Source organism: Streptomyces hawaiiensis, assembly GCF_004803895.1.
Taxonomy (GTDB): domain Bacteria; phylum Actinomycetota; class Actinomycetes; order Streptomycetales; family Streptomycetaceae; genus Streptomyces; species Streptomyces hawaiiensis.
Genome location: NZ_CP021978.1, coordinates 496,374 through 510,906 on the forward strand (window position 1 = coordinate 496,374; position 14,533 = coordinate 510,906).

The following is a 14,533-nucleotide window of genomic DNA, read 5'->3' on the forward strand; positions in this document are numbered from 1 at the left end:
GGACCAGGCCGACCGGTTGCCCCGGAGGCAAACCGGCTCACGCCGGGCGCTGGAGATCCGGCAGATCGAGGTCGCCCACGGCCAGGTGCGCCAGCACGACCTCGTACAGGTCGGTGCCCGCTGCGAGGAGCTGACGTTCCAGGACGGGTTCGGCGCTGCGGACGTGTTCGCGCACGGTCTGGGCGTGCACGCCCAGGGCCTGCGCGGCCCGTTCGGCGTTGCCGCCGGCGGCGATCCAGGTGCGCAGCGTCCGGCGCGGGTTGCGCGCGTCGGCGTCCAGCCGCCCCAGCAGGTCCTGCGCCCAGGTGCGTACGGCGGGCCCGGACAGCAGGTCGGCGAGCCGTAGCCCGGGGTCGCCGGTGCCGTCGGCGACGCGGGCGTCGGACAGGCCGATCTGGGTGTTGAGCGCCAGGTGGACGACCGCCCGGACGGTGAGATCGGCGAAGTCGGTGCCGAGCAGGGTCTCGACGCGTTCCATGCGGGCGCGGACGGTGTTGCGGCTGACGCCGAGGACCTTGGCGGCGTTGACGGCGGTGAACTCCAGGCCCAGACGGCTGGTGGCGAGGAGTTCGGCGCGGGTGTGGTGCGCCAGGGTGTCGAGCGGGCGCAGCACCCGGGACGTCCAGCCGCGCAGCGCCACCGGGTCCATGAGGCGTTCGGGGTGGGTGCGCTCGGCGTAGACGGCCGTCTTGTCGGGGCGGAAGTGCGCGACGGCGAGGGCGCTGACGGCCTGCCCGTAGGCGGTGGCGGTCCGGGCGAGGCTCTGCCGGACGCTGCCGCCGAGGAAGAGATCCGGGTGCCGTCCGACCAGGGACCGCAGGGCGTCGCCCGTGGTGTCGCGGGGGCTGACGACGATCACGTGCCCGTCCATGGCCGGGCAGCGCACCACCAGGGCGTCCTCCCGGGTCCTGTCCAGGCACTCCTCGGCGACGCGGTCGCGGACGGCGGGGTCGGACTCGACGACGTACACGCACGCCGTCTCGGCGTCGAGCAGGCCGGGCCACAGTCCGGCGGCGACGCGGCGGGCGGCGACGGTGTCCTCGACCATGAGCAGTTGCAGGATCGCCAGGCGCAGGTCGGCGGTGGCCCGGCGCAGCCGGTGCCCGGCCGCGGTCGATTCGCCCGCCGTCAGCAGCAGCTCGAGCACCTGGGCGGTGTGCGTGACGACGTCGGAGGCCCGCCGGTCGAAGGGGGCCTGCCGGGAGACGGCCAGCACGCACGCGTGGGACGGGTGCTCCACCCTGACCAGACGCAGGTGGCGCTCCCGGCTCTCCCAGGCCGCGGAGGCGATCCGGCCGGCGGTGATGTCCGCGACCAGGTCCTCGTCCAGGGGGAGCCGGTCTCCGGCGACGAGGTTCCCGGCGGCGTCCTGCAGGGCCACGGTCGCGCCCACGGTGCCCGAGAGCCAGGCGACGACTCTGCGGACATCGCGCCCGGCCGGGCGCAGGTGCTCGAGCAGTTCCTCCGCCCACGCCGGATCCGTGCCGGCCCGCGTCTCCCGCTGCCGGTTCCCGTCCTCTCGGCCAGCCACCTCGGTCTTCCCCTCGCTCCTCGTGCCGCCTCCGGCACACCGGTCGGGGACGTTACCTCACGTCGGAGGGCTCTCCTCCCGGCCCGAACGCCGCACGGCGGGGGCCTCGCCCCCGGCCCGGTACCCCTCCCTGCGTCGCCGACCCGCGCCGGCGGCATAAGCTCGGCGGATGGCGAAGTACTACGACGTGCACCCCGACAACCCCCAGCCCCGCACCATCGGCCAGATCGCCGACAGCATCCGCGCCGACGCTCTTGTCGCCTACCCCACGGACTCCTGCTACGCACTGGGCTGCCGGCTCGGCAGCCGTGACGGCATCGACCGGATCCGTACGATCCGCAAGCTCGACGACCGGCACCACTTCACCCTCGTGTGCCAGGACTTCGCGCAGCTCGGCCGGTTCGTGCAGATCGACAACGACGTGTTCCGCGCGATCAAGGCGTCGACGCCCGGCAGCTACACGTTCATCCTGCCCGCGACGAAGGAGGTGCCGCGCATGCTGCAGCACCCCAAGAAGAAGACGGTCGGTGTGCGCATCCCCGACCACGTCGTCACGCAGGCCCTGCTCGCGGAACTCGGTGAGCCGCTGCTGTCCAGCACCCTGCTGCTGCCCGGCGAGGAGGAGCCGATGACGCAGGGCTGGGAGATCAAGGACCTGCTCGACCACGTGCTGGACGGGGTGGTCGACTCCGGCGACTGCGGTACCGAACCGACGACGGTCATCGACTTCTCCGGCGGGGAGGCCGAGATCGTGCGGCACGGCGCGGGCGACACCTCACGGTTCGAGTAGACGGTAAAGCGGGGACCAAGGGCCGTTCACGGTTCAACCACGTGCCGGGGGTGGGCGAAATGCCCCGGGAACGGGCGTGCCACGATGCCCGTGATCCGCCCGGTCACGCGGACGGGTTCCTGGCCCCCACCCCCGCAGAGAGGCAGCCCAGCCATGACCGCCGTACAGGGAACCGACGTCGACATCGCCACCGAGGACGGCACCGCCGACGCGTATCTGGCCCACCCCGCCGACGGGGCCGCCCACCCGGCGGTCCTGGTCTTCATGGACGCCTTCGGTCTGCGACCGCAGCTGCGCTCCATGGCCGACCGGCTGGCCGCCGAGGGCTACACGGTGCTGGTGCCGAACGTGTTCTACCGGCACGGTCGCGCCCCGCTGTTCGACCTGCCCGAGTTCATCGATCCGGGGGCGCGTCCGGAGCTCTTCGAGCGCATCGTGCCGGTCATGCAGGGCCTGACGAACGAGCGGGCGATGCGGGACGCCGGTGCGTTTCTGAGCTGGCTGGACGGGTCCCCGGCCGTGGCCGACGGTCCGGTCGCGCTGACCGGTTACTGCATGGGCGCCCGCCTCTCGCTGCTCACCGCCGGCACCTACCCGGAGCGGGTCGCGGCCGCCGCCGGATTCCACGGCGGGCGGCTGGCCACGGACACCCCGGACAGCCCCCACCTGGTGGCCGGCAAGGTCACCGCCGAGCTGTACTTCGGCCACGCCGACCAGGACCCCTCCCTGCCCGAGGAGCAGATCGAGCGCCTGGAGGGGGCACTGACGGCGGCGGGCGTGCGCCACCGCTGCGAGGTGTACACGGGCGCGCCCCACGGTTTCACGCAGGCCGACACCGCCTCGTACCACCAGGAGGGCGACGAGCGGCACTGGTCGGCGCTGCTGGACCTGCTGAAGCGCACATTCTGACCCCAATCGGTTCCTGCCGAACGCGAGTTGCCGGCCTACCGACGGTAAGGGCTTGCTCTCCCGCGATCCCTGCGCGTAGACCTTGCTGAACACCAGCCATGACTCGGGGGGAGTTGGCGCATGGACGGCACGGTCGACGGGTTCCGCTACGGTGCGGTGACCCCGGTGGCGGCGTATCTGATGGCCTGTCTGGGAGGGGCCCTGGGGCTGCGGTGCATCGTGCGCTCGCTGCTCGACGCGCGGTCCTGGAAGACGGGTTGGCTTGCGTTAGGCGCCGCCTCCATCGGATGCGGCATCTGGACGATGCACTTCATCGCCATGATCGGCTTCCACGTGGAGGAGACCCGGGTCCGGTACGACGCGGCCACGACGGTGCTCAGTCTCGTCGTGGCCGTCGTCGTGGTGGGCGTCGGCGTGTTCATCGTCGGCCACCGCGGCACGAGCGGCGCCACGCTGGCGGTGGCGGGCGCGGTCACCGGACTGGGCGTGGCGGGCATGCACTACCTCGGCATGGCGGCGATGCGGCTGAACGGCGAGGTCGGCTACGACCCGGTCGGTGTCGCGCTGTCCGTGCTGATCGCCATCGGCGCCGCGACCGCCGCGCTGTGGTCGGCCGTCACCATCCGGGGCTTCCTGACGAGCCTCGGGGCGAGCCTGGTGATGGGCGTGGCGGTGTCCGGGATGCACTACACGGGCATGGCCGCCGTCAGCGTCCACGTGCACGACACGACCGGCGGGACATGGGCGGGCGACTCGCCCACGTCCCTGCTGCTGCCGATGCTGCTGGGGCCGGTGGTCTTCCTGCTGCTGGCCGGGGTCGTGGTGATGTTCGATCCGCTGCTGGTGCTGGGCGAGCGGTCGCCCGCACCTCAGCCGGGCCCGGCAGCCAACTCCGTTGCGTCGCCCCGCCCTTCGTGGCGCGAGCCGGCCGCACCCACGCGCGAGCGGTGAGGAAACCCGCCTGCGGACGGGGCCTGGCTCGATTGTTACGGTGCACCGGTGTCTGACTCCTCACGCGATACCGCCGAAGGCGCCGGCTGGGGTACCACCGAACGGGGCGCGTACCGGCAGTTGATGCCGCCGAAGGTCGAGAAGATCTCCTGGCTGAACCCCAGGATGCTGTGGGTCGCCCGCAACGGCGTGCTGGCCTCCTGGTTCGGGGACCCGACCGGCAGGAGGCGCAGCCGGTGGGTGGCGCAGCGGGCCGCCTTCGGCGCACCGGCCGACAAGGTGATCCGGCGCGACGACCCGGACCGGTTCTCGTTCCTCGTCATCGGCGACACCGGCGAGGGCGACGACCCCCAGTACGCCGTCGTGCCGGGCCTCCTGAAGACCGGTCAGGACACCCGCTTCGCCGTGCTGGCCAGTGACGTGATCTACCCGGTGGGCAGCGCGGACGACTACGACACCAAGTTCTTCCGCCCCTACCGGGACTACGGGGCGCCGATCTACGCGATACCCGGCAACCACGACTGGTACGAGGACCTCGGCGGCTTCATGCGCGTCTTCTGCGACGACGCCCCACCCCTGCCGCCCGAGCCCCGTCCGCGCCCCCTCACCCGGGCCTGGCTGCGGACGCTGCTGTGGCACCGGCCGCGTCCGGACGAGGGGCAACGCCTCACCGAGGTACGCACGTTGCGCTCCAGCGCCGCCCAACAGGCCGTCCAGCCGGGCCCGTACTGGGCGATCGACGCCGGCCCGGTGCGGATCATCGGCATCGACACGGGCCTGCTCGGCACCCTCGACGCCGAGCAGGGCGCCTGGCTGCGCGAGGTCTCCCGGGACTCCCGCCCGAAAATCCTGGTCACCGGCTCACCCCTGTATGTGGACGGCCGACGCGAGCCGTGCGCCATCGAAGGGGGCGGCACCGTCGACGACATCGTCCGCGACCCGGCCCACCACTACGTGGCGGCGATCGGCGGCGACATCCACAACTACCAGCGCTACCCCGTCCGGCTGGACGACGGCCGCACGCTCCAGTACGTCGTCGCGGGCGGGGGCGGCGCGTTCATGCACGCCACCCACACGATCCCCCGCGTCAACGTCGCGGGCGTCACCGAGCAGGACTTCCGCTGCTATCCGCTGCGCGGCGACTCCCTCGCCTTCTACAGCAGGCTCTACGGCCGCCGGTTGCGGATGCGCCGCTTCTTCACGCTCACCGAGGCCGAGGCGACGGCCGTGATCGCCGAGCGGCTCGGCATCGAACCCACGCGCACCCCGGGCGCCTCGACCCGTGTCACCCGGCGCGTCCGCCTGGTCGCCGGGCTGCTCGGCACCGGCCGCCGCCCCGACAAGGCCAAGCGGTTCCGGCTGCCCGTGCGGAAGATCTACACGTCGCTGTTCTCACCGAGCTCGGCGACGTACAGCCCGCCGTTCTTCAAGTGCTTCCTGCGCCTGGACGTCTCCCCGGAGTCGGTCCGCCTGCGCTGCTACGCGGCCACCGGCAACCGCGCCCAGGAGGTCGCCCCGCCGGTCGAGGACGAGGTGACGATCCCGCTGCGCTGACGGGCGGGACGGGAACGACGGACCCCGGCACCCCACGGCGGCCCGATACTCGGCCAGGCCGACGGGGACAGAGGGCGGCCCGTCTGCTGCCCGCCCCGCGGCGCCCCCCTGGCAGGCCGTTCACAGCCGATCCCGCGGGATGCGACCACGGGGCCGCCCCCGCCCCCGCCCCCGGCCCGCAGCGCCCGGCGATGGCACACCCGCGGCCCGGTTCCGGCCCGGCCCGCGGCGCCCGGCGATGGCACACCCGTGGCCCGGTTCCGGCCCGGCGCTGGTCACCAGCGGCCGGGTGCGGTCCCGGTGATCGGCTCCGACGGCCTGCCGTCCACCCCGACGGGCACGTCCCCCGCGAGCATCACCCGGTGCATGATCCGCGGACGGTCGAGGTGGGCGGTGTCGCCCGGGGCCAGGTGCATGGTGGCGCGGTTGTCCCAGAACGCCACGCTGCCCGGCTCCCAGCGGAACCGGACCGTGTACTCGGGCCGGACCGCCTGCTCCAGCAGCATCTCCAGGATCGCGCCGCTCTCGGGCCGGGAGAGGCCGGCGATCTGCTCAACGTAATAGCCGTTGACGTAGAGGATCCGCTCCCCCGTCTCGGGGTGGACGCGCACCAGGGGGTGCAGCGAGGCGACCTGCCGGTCCAGCAGGTGCCGGACGTACGCGTCGTCGCCGGGACGTGGCTGGTAGCCGACGCCGAGCCGGTGCTCGGCCCGCAGTCCGTCGACGAACTGCCGCAGCGGCACGGAGAGTCCGGAGTACGCCGCCGCCAGGTTCGACCAGGTGGTGTCGCCGCCGTAGGGCGGTACGGTCTCGGCGCGCAGGATCGTGGCGGCGGGCGGGTCGACGCGGGCGCCGTGGTCGCAGTGCCAGCCGCGCAGCAGCGTGTGGCGGCGTCGCCGCAGCCACTCGTCGTGCTCCATCCCGAACCGCCCGCCCAGCTCCAGCCGGTCGGCGGTCGTCTCGACCTCGGGGAAGTCCGGGGGCGAGGCCTTGCCCCGCCGGGGCAGCACCACGATCTCACCGAACCGGCGCGCGAGCGCCACGTGCCCGGCGTGGTCCAGCCGCTGCCCCCGGAAGAACACCACCTTCCACCGCAGCACCGCCGCCCGGATCGCGGCGACCACGACGTCATCCAGGTCCGCCGCCAGATCGACCCCGCTGATCTCGGCCCCGATATGCCCGGCGGCCGGCCGCACCTCCACCCCGGCCTCCCGCGCCGCCTCGTCCGTCGTCCGGTCGTCCGTCGTCATGAGCGCTCCGCGGGTCGTGGGCCTGCCTGCCTTCCCGAAGATCGTGACAGTGATCTCCGCCGAGGGCGACCACCCCTACGAGGAACAGCGAGGCCCGACCGGCTCAGGGCGAACCTCGGCGAGGGCAGACCGCGGCGCTTCGAGGAGCTGATCGACGCCGTGCGCACCTCCCCCGAAGCGACCGACGCCTGGGGCGGCGCGACGGAGGAGTCCCTTCCGACCTAACTCGTTAAAGGTCGAGCGGTCGCACGCCTTGACAGGCCCGTTCCGCGCTCACATCATCTGGGGCATCAACCCACGGCTAACACGAGTTAGGCCCCACACAAGATGACCGACTCGCACCTCACCCGCCGCACCCTGCTGCGGTACGGCGCCTATGGCGCGGGGGCCGCCGCCCTGGCCGGCACCGCCGCGAGCTGGGACCGGCTCACCGGAGCCGACATCCCCGGCCGGGACGACGGCTCCCTCGTCGTCGCCACGCTGGGCCCCGCCTACGGGCCGGAGGCCATCCGCACGCTCCGCGAGGGCTTCGCCGAGCTGCACCCCGACATCAAGCTCCGGATCAACGCGGTCCAGGCCGTCGACTGGTCGGACTTCTTCGCGAAGATCCTCACGCAGGTCGCCGCGGGCACCGCCCCCGACCTCGTCTACGTCGCCACCGAGGGCGTGCAGCTGTTCGCGCAGCGCCTCGGGGTGGCCCTGGACCAGTGGGTCAAGCGGGACGCGGCCGAGCTGAAGGAGTACTTCGCCGACGTCCACCCCTCGCTGGTGGAGTCGATGATGTACGAGGGCAGCCTCTACCAGCTGCCGGTCGAGTTCAACGCGGCCGACATGTACTTCAACCAGCAGGTGCTCAGGCGGGCGGGCGCCCAGTTCCCGTCGGCCGACTGGACCCGCGACGACTTCACGGCGCTGCTGCGGGACATGAAGCAGTCGAGCGGCTCCCGCTTCACGCCGTACTTCTGGACCAACCGGCTCTGGGGCGGTGTGGTGCCCTGGCTGTTCGCCAACGACACCAACCTGCTCGCCGAGTCCAAGGCGCCCGGCGGCGACTGGCTGTGGGACGGCTTCTACCCGGCCGCGCAGCGCAAGGGCCGCGGCGGAGGCTTCCGCTGGACGACACCGCAGGCCACCCACGACCGGGTGGAGGAGGTCTACGACTATCTCGCCTCCCTCATCCAGGACGGCCTGTGCACCCGCCCCGAGGGCGGCAACGGCCAGAACCTCATCGGGGTGTTCTCCACCGGCCGGGTCGGTGTCACCCCGGCGGGCGGCTTCTGGGCGGGCGGTCTGCACCTGGCGGGCATGGAGCGGGACGGGTTCGACGTGCAGTACTTCCCGCGCTGGCGCACCCAGCGCATGCAGTACGGGGCGGCGGGCTACGCGCTGCTGCGCACCTCGAAGATGCAGGACGAGGCGTGGGAGTTCATCAAGTACGCCGCCCGCAAGGACACCCTGGAGCGGCTGTTCGCCACCAACCAGACGACCCCGGCGCGCCGCTCGCTGCTGACCGCCGACCGCTACGAGAAGACCGGCCCCGCCCGCTGGCCGGTGTTCTACGACACCCTCGACCGGTTCCCCGACACGGGGCCGATCCCGGCGCCGCCGCAGGTCGCCGAGGTCGAGCAGGTGCTGCTGAAGCACACCGGCACGGCCCTGGCGTCCTCGCGCTCGGTGCGTCCCGCGCTGCGCCGGATGCAGGGCGATCTGGAGAAGGCCATGGAGCGTGACGTATGACGAACACCCAGATCCCGCCCGCGCGTGCCGAACGCCCCGCGGCACCGCCGGCTCCGGCACCGAAGGGCCCCTCGGCCCGTGACCGCGGCACCCGGCTGCTGGCCACGTTGTTCCTGGCCCCGACGATCGTCGGCATCGTCGTCTTCACGGTCGTGCCCATCGTCGGCTCGGTGATCCTCAGCCTCTTCCACTGGAACGTCATCGAGTCGCCGAGCTACGCCGGGCTCTCCAACTACGGAGAGGTGTTCGGCGACGAGACCGTGCTGGTCTCGTTCCGCAACACGCTGGTGTTCATGATTCTCGCGGTGGCGCTGCAACTGCTCGTGGCGCTGGCCCTCGCGCTGACGTTGAACGGACGGATGCCGGGGTGGCTGCGGTCGGTGTTCCGCTCGGCGTTCTTCTTCCCCCTCGTCCTGTCCGCCGCGTCCATCTCGGTGGTGATGAAGTACCTGTTCAACCAGGACTTCGGGGTGATCAACTGGCTGCTCGGCTTCGTCGGGATCGCGCCGGTGCCGTGGCTGACGTCGGAGAACGCGGCCATGGCGACGGTGATCCTGGTCTATGTGTGGCAGCAGTTCGGGTTCTCGTTCCTGCTGTTCGTCGGCGGTCTGAACAACATCCCGAAGGAGATCCACGAGGCCGCCGCGCTGGACGGTGCGACGGGGCTGCGCAAGCACCTGACCGTCACCCTGCCGCTGCTGTCGCCGACGCTGCTGGTCGCCTCGGTGGTCGGCATCATCAACGCCCTCCAGGTCTTCGAGCAGCCGTACGTCCTCACCAACGGCGGCCCCGGCGACTCCACCCGCACGGTCGTGATGGTCATCTACGAGACGGCGTTCGAGCAGTTGCGCTTCGGTGAGGCGTCCGCGGTGGGTGTGCTGCTGTTCGTGCTGATCATGGCGGTCACAGCCCTCCAGTTCCGGCTCAGCCGGCGTTTCGTCCACTACCAGTGAGCCGGGTGAGTCCTCCCATGAGCCAAGCAACCCTGACCTCCGGCCGTGTGCGGCACGGCCTCGCACCCTGGGCGCGGATCGCCGGGCTGACCGTGTGCGCCCTTCTCACACTCGGCCCGGTGGTGTGGACGGTCTCCACCTCGCTGCGCACCCCCGCCGAGGCGTTCAACCTGCCTCCGCAGCTCATCCCGGCGAACCCCTCCACCGAGGCCTACCGCGGGGTCTTCGACCAGATCGACGTCTGGCTGCTCGCGTTGAACTCCACCCTGGTCACGGGCCTGATCGCGGTCGGCCAGATGATCACGGCGGGCCTGGCCGGATACGCCTTCGCCCGACTGGAGTTCCGCTTCAAGAAGCCGCTGTTCGGCCTGGTCCTGGCGACGATGATGGTGCCGCTGCAGGTCACCATCGTGCCGGTGTTCCTGGTGCTGAAGTCGATGAGCCTGACCGACACCCTGCTCGGGCTGATCATCCCCGCGTTCCCCACCGCGTTCGGCACGTTCCTGATGCGCCAGTACTTCCTCGGCATGCCCAAGGACCTCGGCGAGGCGGCCATGCTGGACGGGGCCGGGCCCTGGCGGACCTTCCGGTCCGTGTACGCCCCGCTGGCCGCGCCCGGCCTCGCGATCGTCGGAGTCCTGGCCTTCAACTACCACTGGAACGAGTTCTTCCGGCCGCTGATCCTCGAGACGTCGGGCCAGAACTACACGTTGCCGCTGGGTCTGGTCTCCCTCCAGGGCAACCTCGGCACCGGTTCCATCTCCGTGGTCCTCGCCGGTGTCGTCCTCTCCATGATTCCCGCCGTCGCCGTGTTCGTCGTCGGCCAGCGCCCTCTGCGTGAGGGCATCACGTCCGCAGGAGTCAACCGTTGAGCCTCGCCGCTCCCCCGCAGGACCCGCACGCCCCGCGCTTCAGGGTCCGCCCGCCCGCCAACTGGATGAACGACCCCAACGGTCCCTTCCTCTGGCGGGGCCGCCATCACCTCTTCTACCAGCACAACCCCAACGCCCCGGTGCACTCCAACGTCCACTGGGGCCACGCCTCCAGCGCCGACCTCGTCCGGTGGGAGCACCATCCGATCGCGCTCACCCCGACCCCGGGCGGCCCGGACGAGGCGGGCTGCTGGTCGGGGTGCGTGGTCGACGACGGGGGCGTGCCGACGGCCGTCTACACCGGGGTCGACCGCGACCACACCGGCCTCGGCTCGATCTGCCTGGCGCGGGCGGTGGACCCGGACGACCCGGAGCTGACCGAGTGGACCCCGTGGCGCACGCCGGTGGTCACGGGCCCGCCCGAGGGCCTGGACGTGGTGATGTTCCGCGACCCGTTCGTCTTCCGGCACGACGGGCGCCGCTGGGCGCTGGTCGGCGCGGGCCACGCCGACGGCACCCCGTCGGTCCTCCTCTACGACTGCGACGACCTGGCCGACTGGCGGTTCGCGGGTGTGCTCCTGGACGGCCATGACCCGGCCGCCCGAGCCGCGTTCGGTGGCCGGGCGACCGGCTGGGAGTGCCCGCAGCTGTACGCCGCGCAGGGCGGCGAGTGGGTGCTGGTGGTGTCGCTGTGGGACGGGCACCCGTGGACCACGGGCTACCTCACCGGCCGTCTGGACGCGGACCTGCGTTTCACCGTCCGCACGGGCGGTCTGCTGGACCACGGCCGCGATTTCTATGCCCCCGCCGTGCTCCAGGAGCCGGACCGCGCCCTGATGTGGGGCTGGTCGTGGGAGGCCCGTGAGCAGGGCGAAGCCGGCTGGGCCGGTGTCCTCACCGCTCCCCGTGTCGTCGACGTCCATCCGGACGGGGCGCTGCGCGTGTCCCCGGCGCCCGAGCTGCACCGGCTGCGGGCCGCCGAGCCGTTCGTGACCGCCCCGGGCCGGGTCACGCTGCCGGCGGCCTACGACCTGACGGTCAGCGCCCGCGCCCACACCACGGTGAGCCTGCTGAGGTCGGCTTCCGGCGCCGAGCTGACGGTCCGTCTGGATCCGGGCGAAGGCACCGTGACCCTGGACCGGGGCGGCTGGCCCCGCAAGGAAGCGGCGGAGCCCGTCGTCGTCCCTGTGCCGCCGCAGGAGGAGCTCACGCTGCGGATCCTCGTCGATGGCTCGCTGTACGAACTGTTCGTCAACGACCGGGCCACGGTCACCGAGCGCGTCTACCAACGCAAGGACGACACGCGGGAGTTGAGCGTGACGTCCGGCGCGTCCGTCACCGGATGGGCGCTGGTCCCACCGACGCGCGGCTGATCACCGGGCAGGCCAGGCGCCGCACCGTGGCGGGCGGTGTCCGGCCGGTGGCGATGGAGTCGAGGAGGAGCCGCGCGGCGGCCTCGCCCATTGCCCGGTGGGGCAGGGCGACGGTGGTGAGGGGCGGCGCGAGGTGGGCGGCCATGTGCTCCTGATCGTCGTAGCCCACCACCGACAGGTCGCCGGGTACGGCGATGCCGAGCCGGGTCGCGGCGTGCAGGATGCCCGCCGCGACCCGGTCGTTGTAGGCGAAGAGCCCGGTGGGCCGGACCTCGGGCGGCGTGCCCTCGAGCAGGCGCGTGGCGCCCTCGTAGCCGCCGGAGATCTCCCCTCCGGTCCGTACGACCCAGTCCCTCGGCACGGTGATGCCCTCGGCGCGCAGCGCGTCACGGAAGCCGCGCAGCCGCTCCACCGAGGCGATGTCGTCCTGCCCCCCGACGAGCGCGACCCGCCGGTGCCCCTGCTCCAGCAGCAGCCGGGCCGCCGTACGGCCGCCGGCGCGCTCGGCGGGGATGACGGCGGGCAGCGAGTCGTCCGCCGGCAGGCAGTTGGCCAGGACGGAGTGGGTGCGGTGCAGTCCCTCGGGAACGCGGACGCTGCGCAGGGACATGGCCGCGTAGATGATGCCGTCGACGCGCCGGTCCAGGAGCTCTGCGACCGCCGCGTCCTCCTTGGCCGGGTCGCCCCCGGAGTCGACGGTGAGGATCAGGTGCTCGCCCGCCCAGGCGGTGTCCATGGCGCCGCGCAGCAGCCGTCCCGCGAAGGGCGAGGAGGCGATCTCGTCGGTGACCAGGCCGATCACGGCCGTACGGCGGCTGCGCAGGCCGCGGGCGACGGGGTCGGGCCGGTAGCCGAGCTGGGCGGCGGCCTGCCGGATGCGTTCCTGCGTGGCGGGCGAGAGGTTGCCGTCGGCACGGCCGTTGAACACGAAGGACACCGCGGTGTGCGACACGCCGGCGAGCCGGGCGACGTCCCGCGAGGTGGGGCGTCCCGATCCCGTCACCGGCCGTTCCTCGGGGCTGCCCATGCCGTCCGCCGTCCTCATTCCCCACCCGTCCGGTTGATCATTGCTCACCCTATCCGTGACGCTGGAGGGACGACACAGTCAACGGGAAGGTCCGACGGTGATCAGCATCCCGACGCACACACTCAACGACGGTACGACGCTCCCCGCCCTGGGCCTGGGCACCTGGCCGCTCGGCGACGACGAGGCGCAGCAGGCGGTGCTCTCGGCCCTGGAGGCGGGCTACCGCCTGATCGACACGGCGACGAACTACCGCAACGAGACGGGGGTCGGCCGCGGTGTGGCCTCCGGCGTGGTGCAGCGCGAGGAGATCGTCGTGACGACGAAGCTCCCGGGCCGGCACCACGGCTACGAGGAGACCCTCGCCTCCTTCGAGGAGTCCCGGGCCCGCCTCGGTCTGGAGTACGTCGACCTGTACCTGATCCACTGGCCGCTGCCGCGAGTGGACCGGTACGTCGACGCGTGGAAGGCCATGATCAAGCTGCGGGAGGAGGGGCTCGTCCGGTCGATCGGCGTCTCGAACTTCACGGCCGGGCACATCGAGCGGCTGGAGAAGGAGACCGGGGTGCTGCCCTCGGTCAACCAGATCGAGCTGCACCCTCTGCTGCCGCAGGACGACCTGCGCGCCTTCCACGCGGGCAAGAACATCGTCACCGAGAGCTGGAGCCCGCTGGGCCGGGGCACGCCCCTGCTTCAGGACCCCGCCGTGGCGCGGATCGCCGAGGCGCACGGGGTGAGCGCCGGGCAGGTGGTGCTGCGCTGGCACACGCAGCTGGGCGCGGTGCCCATCCCGAAGTCGTCGAACCCCGAGCGGCAGCGCGCCAATCTCGACGTCTTCGGCTTCGAGCTGAGCGAGGACGAGATGCGGGCCGTCGCGGACCGTGCGCAGCGGCGGGTCGGCGGGGACCCCGAGGTGCACGAGGAGTTCTGACGGGTACCCGGGGCCCGCGAGGCAGGAAGGAGCCGCAGGTGGCTGAGCGGGACCGGCTGCGGGATTACCGCGGCAAGCGCGACTTCGACCGGACCGGCGAGCCCCGGGGACGCGGTGCGTGCGCCGGGGACCAGCCCCGGTTCGTGGTGCAGATCCATGACGCGAGCACGATGCACTTCGACTTCCGGTTGCAGGTGGACGACGTGCTGAAGTCGTGGTCGATCCCCAAGGGCCCCTCGGCGGATCCGAAGGACAAGCGGCTGGCCGTGCCCACGGAGGACCATCCGCTGGAGTACGAGGAGTTCGAGGGTGTGATCCCCCGCGGCGAGTACGGCGGCGGCACGGTGATCGTCTGGGACCACGGCACGTACGAGCCGCTGAGCCACGACCGCAAGGGCCGGCCCGTCGATTTCGCCAAGTCGCTGGAGCGCGGGCACGCCACGTTCCGGCTGAGCGGTTCCAAGCTGCACGGCGAGTACGCCCTGACCCGGTTCCGCGGCGACGGCAGCGGCGACGGCGAGGAGGCCTGGCTGCTCGTGCGACGGGCCGGGGGCACGGCCCGGACGCACGGGGCTCCCGATCCCCGCCGGGCGCGTTCGGCCAAGTCCGGTCGCACGCTCGCCCAGGTCGCGTCGGACGCGGCAGGGGAGTGAGCCGG

13 protein-coding genes are annotated in these 14,533 nt (G+C 72.4%); 10 read left to right on the plus strand and 3 right to left on the minus strand.

Annotation, left to right across the window (positions count from 1 at the left end; genetic code table 11):
- Positions 1-37: 37 nt before the first annotated feature.
- Entirely contained in the window at positions 38-1,531 is a 1,494-nt protein-coding gene (locus CEB94_RS02360) for a helix-turn-helix domain-containing protein (protein ID WP_175430559.1), read from the minus strand.
- A 169-nt stretch (positions 1,532-1,700) separates the two neighbouring features.
- Here CEB94_RS02360 and CEB94_RS02365 point away from each other — a divergent pair, with 169 nt between their 5' ends.
- The 4 genes from CEB94_RS02365 to CEB94_RS02380 all read left to right on the plus strand — a co-directional run bounded on the left by CEB94_RS02365 (position 1,701) and on the right by CEB94_RS02380 (position 5,735).
- A complete protein-coding gene (locus tag CEB94_RS02365) occupies positions 1,701-2,321 on the plus strand; it encodes an L-threonylcarbamoyladenylate synthase (protein WP_175430560.1) in 621 nt (206 codons plus the stop codon).
- Positions 2,322-2,474: 153 nt separating this feature from the next.
- Entirely contained in the window at positions 2,475-3,230 is a 756-nt protein-coding gene (locus CEB94_RS02370) for a dienelactone hydrolase family protein (RefSeq protein WP_175430561.1), read from the plus strand.
- A gap of 120 nt (positions 3,231-3,350) precedes the next feature.
- Positions 3,351-4,181: an MHYT domain-containing protein gene (locus tag CEB94_RS02375; RefSeq protein ID WP_175430562.1), complete on the plus strand. Its 831-nt coding sequence runs from the start codon at positions 3,351-3,353 to the stop codon at positions 4,179-4,181.
- 48 nt (positions 4,182-4,229) lie between these two features.
- Complete coding sequence (locus CEB94_RS02380; protein WP_175430563.1) at positions 4,230-5,735, plus strand: metallophosphoesterase family protein; 1,506 nt, start codon at positions 4,230-4,232, stop codon at positions 5,733-5,735.
- A gap of 275 nt (positions 5,736-6,010) precedes the next feature.
- Here the strand turns inward: CEB94_RS02380 and CEB94_RS02385 are convergent, their stop codons facing one another.
- On the minus strand, positions 6,011-6,985 hold the full coding sequence (locus tag CEB94_RS02385; protein WP_175430564.1) for a TauD/TfdA dioxygenase family protein: 975 nt from the start codon (positions 6,983-6,985) through the stop codon (positions 6,011-6,013).
- Between the two features lie 327 nt (positions 6,986-7,312).
- Here CEB94_RS02385 and CEB94_RS02390 point away from each other — a divergent pair, with 327 nt between their 5' ends.
- The 4 genes from CEB94_RS02390 to CEB94_RS02405 are packed head-to-tail and all read left to right on the plus strand — an operon-like array spanning position 7,313 to position 11,920.
- Positions 7,313-8,722, plus strand: coding sequence for an extracellular solute-binding protein (locus CEB94_RS02390; RefSeq protein ID WP_175430565.1), 1,410 nt, complete (start codon positions 7,313-7,315; stop codon positions 8,720-8,722).
- Complete coding sequence (locus CEB94_RS02395; RefSeq protein WP_175430566.1) at positions 8,719-9,675, plus strand: carbohydrate ABC transporter permease; 957 nt, start codon at positions 8,719-8,721, stop codon at positions 9,673-9,675. Before CEB94_RS02390 ends, CEB94_RS02395 begins: the two co-directional genes overlap by 4 nt.
- A 17-nt stretch (positions 9,676-9,692) precedes the next feature.
- Entirely contained in the window at positions 9,693-10,547 is an 855-nt protein-coding gene (locus CEB94_RS02400; RefSeq protein WP_175430567.1) for a carbohydrate ABC transporter permease, read from the plus strand.
- Positions 10,544-11,920 carry a glycoside hydrolase family 32 protein gene (locus tag CEB94_RS02405; RefSeq protein ID WP_175430568.1) on the plus strand — a complete coding sequence of 459 codons (1,377 nt, stop codon included), beginning with the start codon at positions 10,544-10,546 and terminating at the stop codon, positions 11,918-11,920. Before CEB94_RS02400 ends, CEB94_RS02405 begins: the two co-directional genes overlap by 4 nt.
- Here the strand turns inward: CEB94_RS02405 and CEB94_RS02410 are convergent.
- Positions 11,883-12,947, minus strand: a complete 1,065-nt coding sequence (locus tag CEB94_RS02410) for a LacI family DNA-binding transcriptional regulator (protein ID WP_175430569.1) — start codon at positions 12,945-12,947, stop codon at positions 11,883-11,885. The genes CEB94_RS02405 and CEB94_RS02410 overlap by 38 nt on opposite strands.
- A gap of 97 nt (positions 12,948-13,044) precedes the next feature.
- Between CEB94_RS02410 and CEB94_RS02415 the strand changes: the two genes are divergently transcribed.
- Together CEB94_RS02415 and CEB94_RS02420 are read left to right on the plus strand one after the other, a co-directional pair.
- Positions 13,045-13,875, plus strand: a complete 831-nt coding sequence (locus tag CEB94_RS02415) for an aldo/keto reductase (RefSeq protein ID WP_175430570.1) — start codon at positions 13,045-13,047, stop codon at positions 13,873-13,875.
- 38 nt (positions 13,876-13,913) lie between these two features.
- Positions 13,914-14,528: a DNA polymerase ligase N-terminal domain-containing protein gene (locus tag CEB94_RS02420; RefSeq protein ID WP_175430571.1), complete on the plus strand. Its 615-nt coding sequence runs from the start codon at positions 13,914-13,916 to the stop codon at positions 14,526-14,528.
- The last annotated feature ends 5 nt before the right edge of the window (positions 14,529-14,533 follow it).

Excerpts from the sequence above, each read along its gene's own strand:
- CEB94_RS02410 (WP_175430569.1), bottom strand. The coding sequence starts at position 12,947 with ATGGGCAGCCCCGAGGAACGGCCGGTGACGGGATCGGGACGCCCCACC.
- CEB94_RS02385 (WP_175430564.1), bottom strand. The coding sequence starts at position 6,985 with ATGACGACGGACGACCGGACGACGGACGAGGCGGCGCGGGAGGCCGGG.
- CEB94_RS02400 (WP_175430567.1), top strand. The coding sequence starts at position 9,693 with ATGAGCCAAGCAACCCTGACCTCCGGCCGTGTGCGGCACGGCCTCGCA.
- CEB94_RS02390 (WP_175430565.1), top strand. The coding sequence starts at position 7,313 with ATGACCGACTCGCACCTCACCCGCCGCACCCTGCTGCGGTACGGCGCC.
- CEB94_RS02370 (WP_175430561.1), top strand. The coding sequence starts at position 2,475 with ATGACCGCCGTACAGGGAACCGACGTCGACATCGCCACCGAGGACGGC.
- CEB94_RS02375 (WP_175430562.1), top strand. The coding sequence starts at position 3,351 with ATGGACGGCACGGTCGACGGGTTCCGCTACGGTGCGGTGACCCCGGTG.
- CEB94_RS02395 (WP_175430566.1), top strand. The coding sequence starts at position 8,719 with ATGACGAACACCCAGATCCCGCCCGCGCGTGCCGAACGCCCCGCGGCA.
- CEB94_RS02365 (WP_175430560.1), top strand. The coding sequence starts at position 1,701 with ATGGCGAAGTACTACGACGTGCACCCCGACAACCCCCAGCCCCGCACC.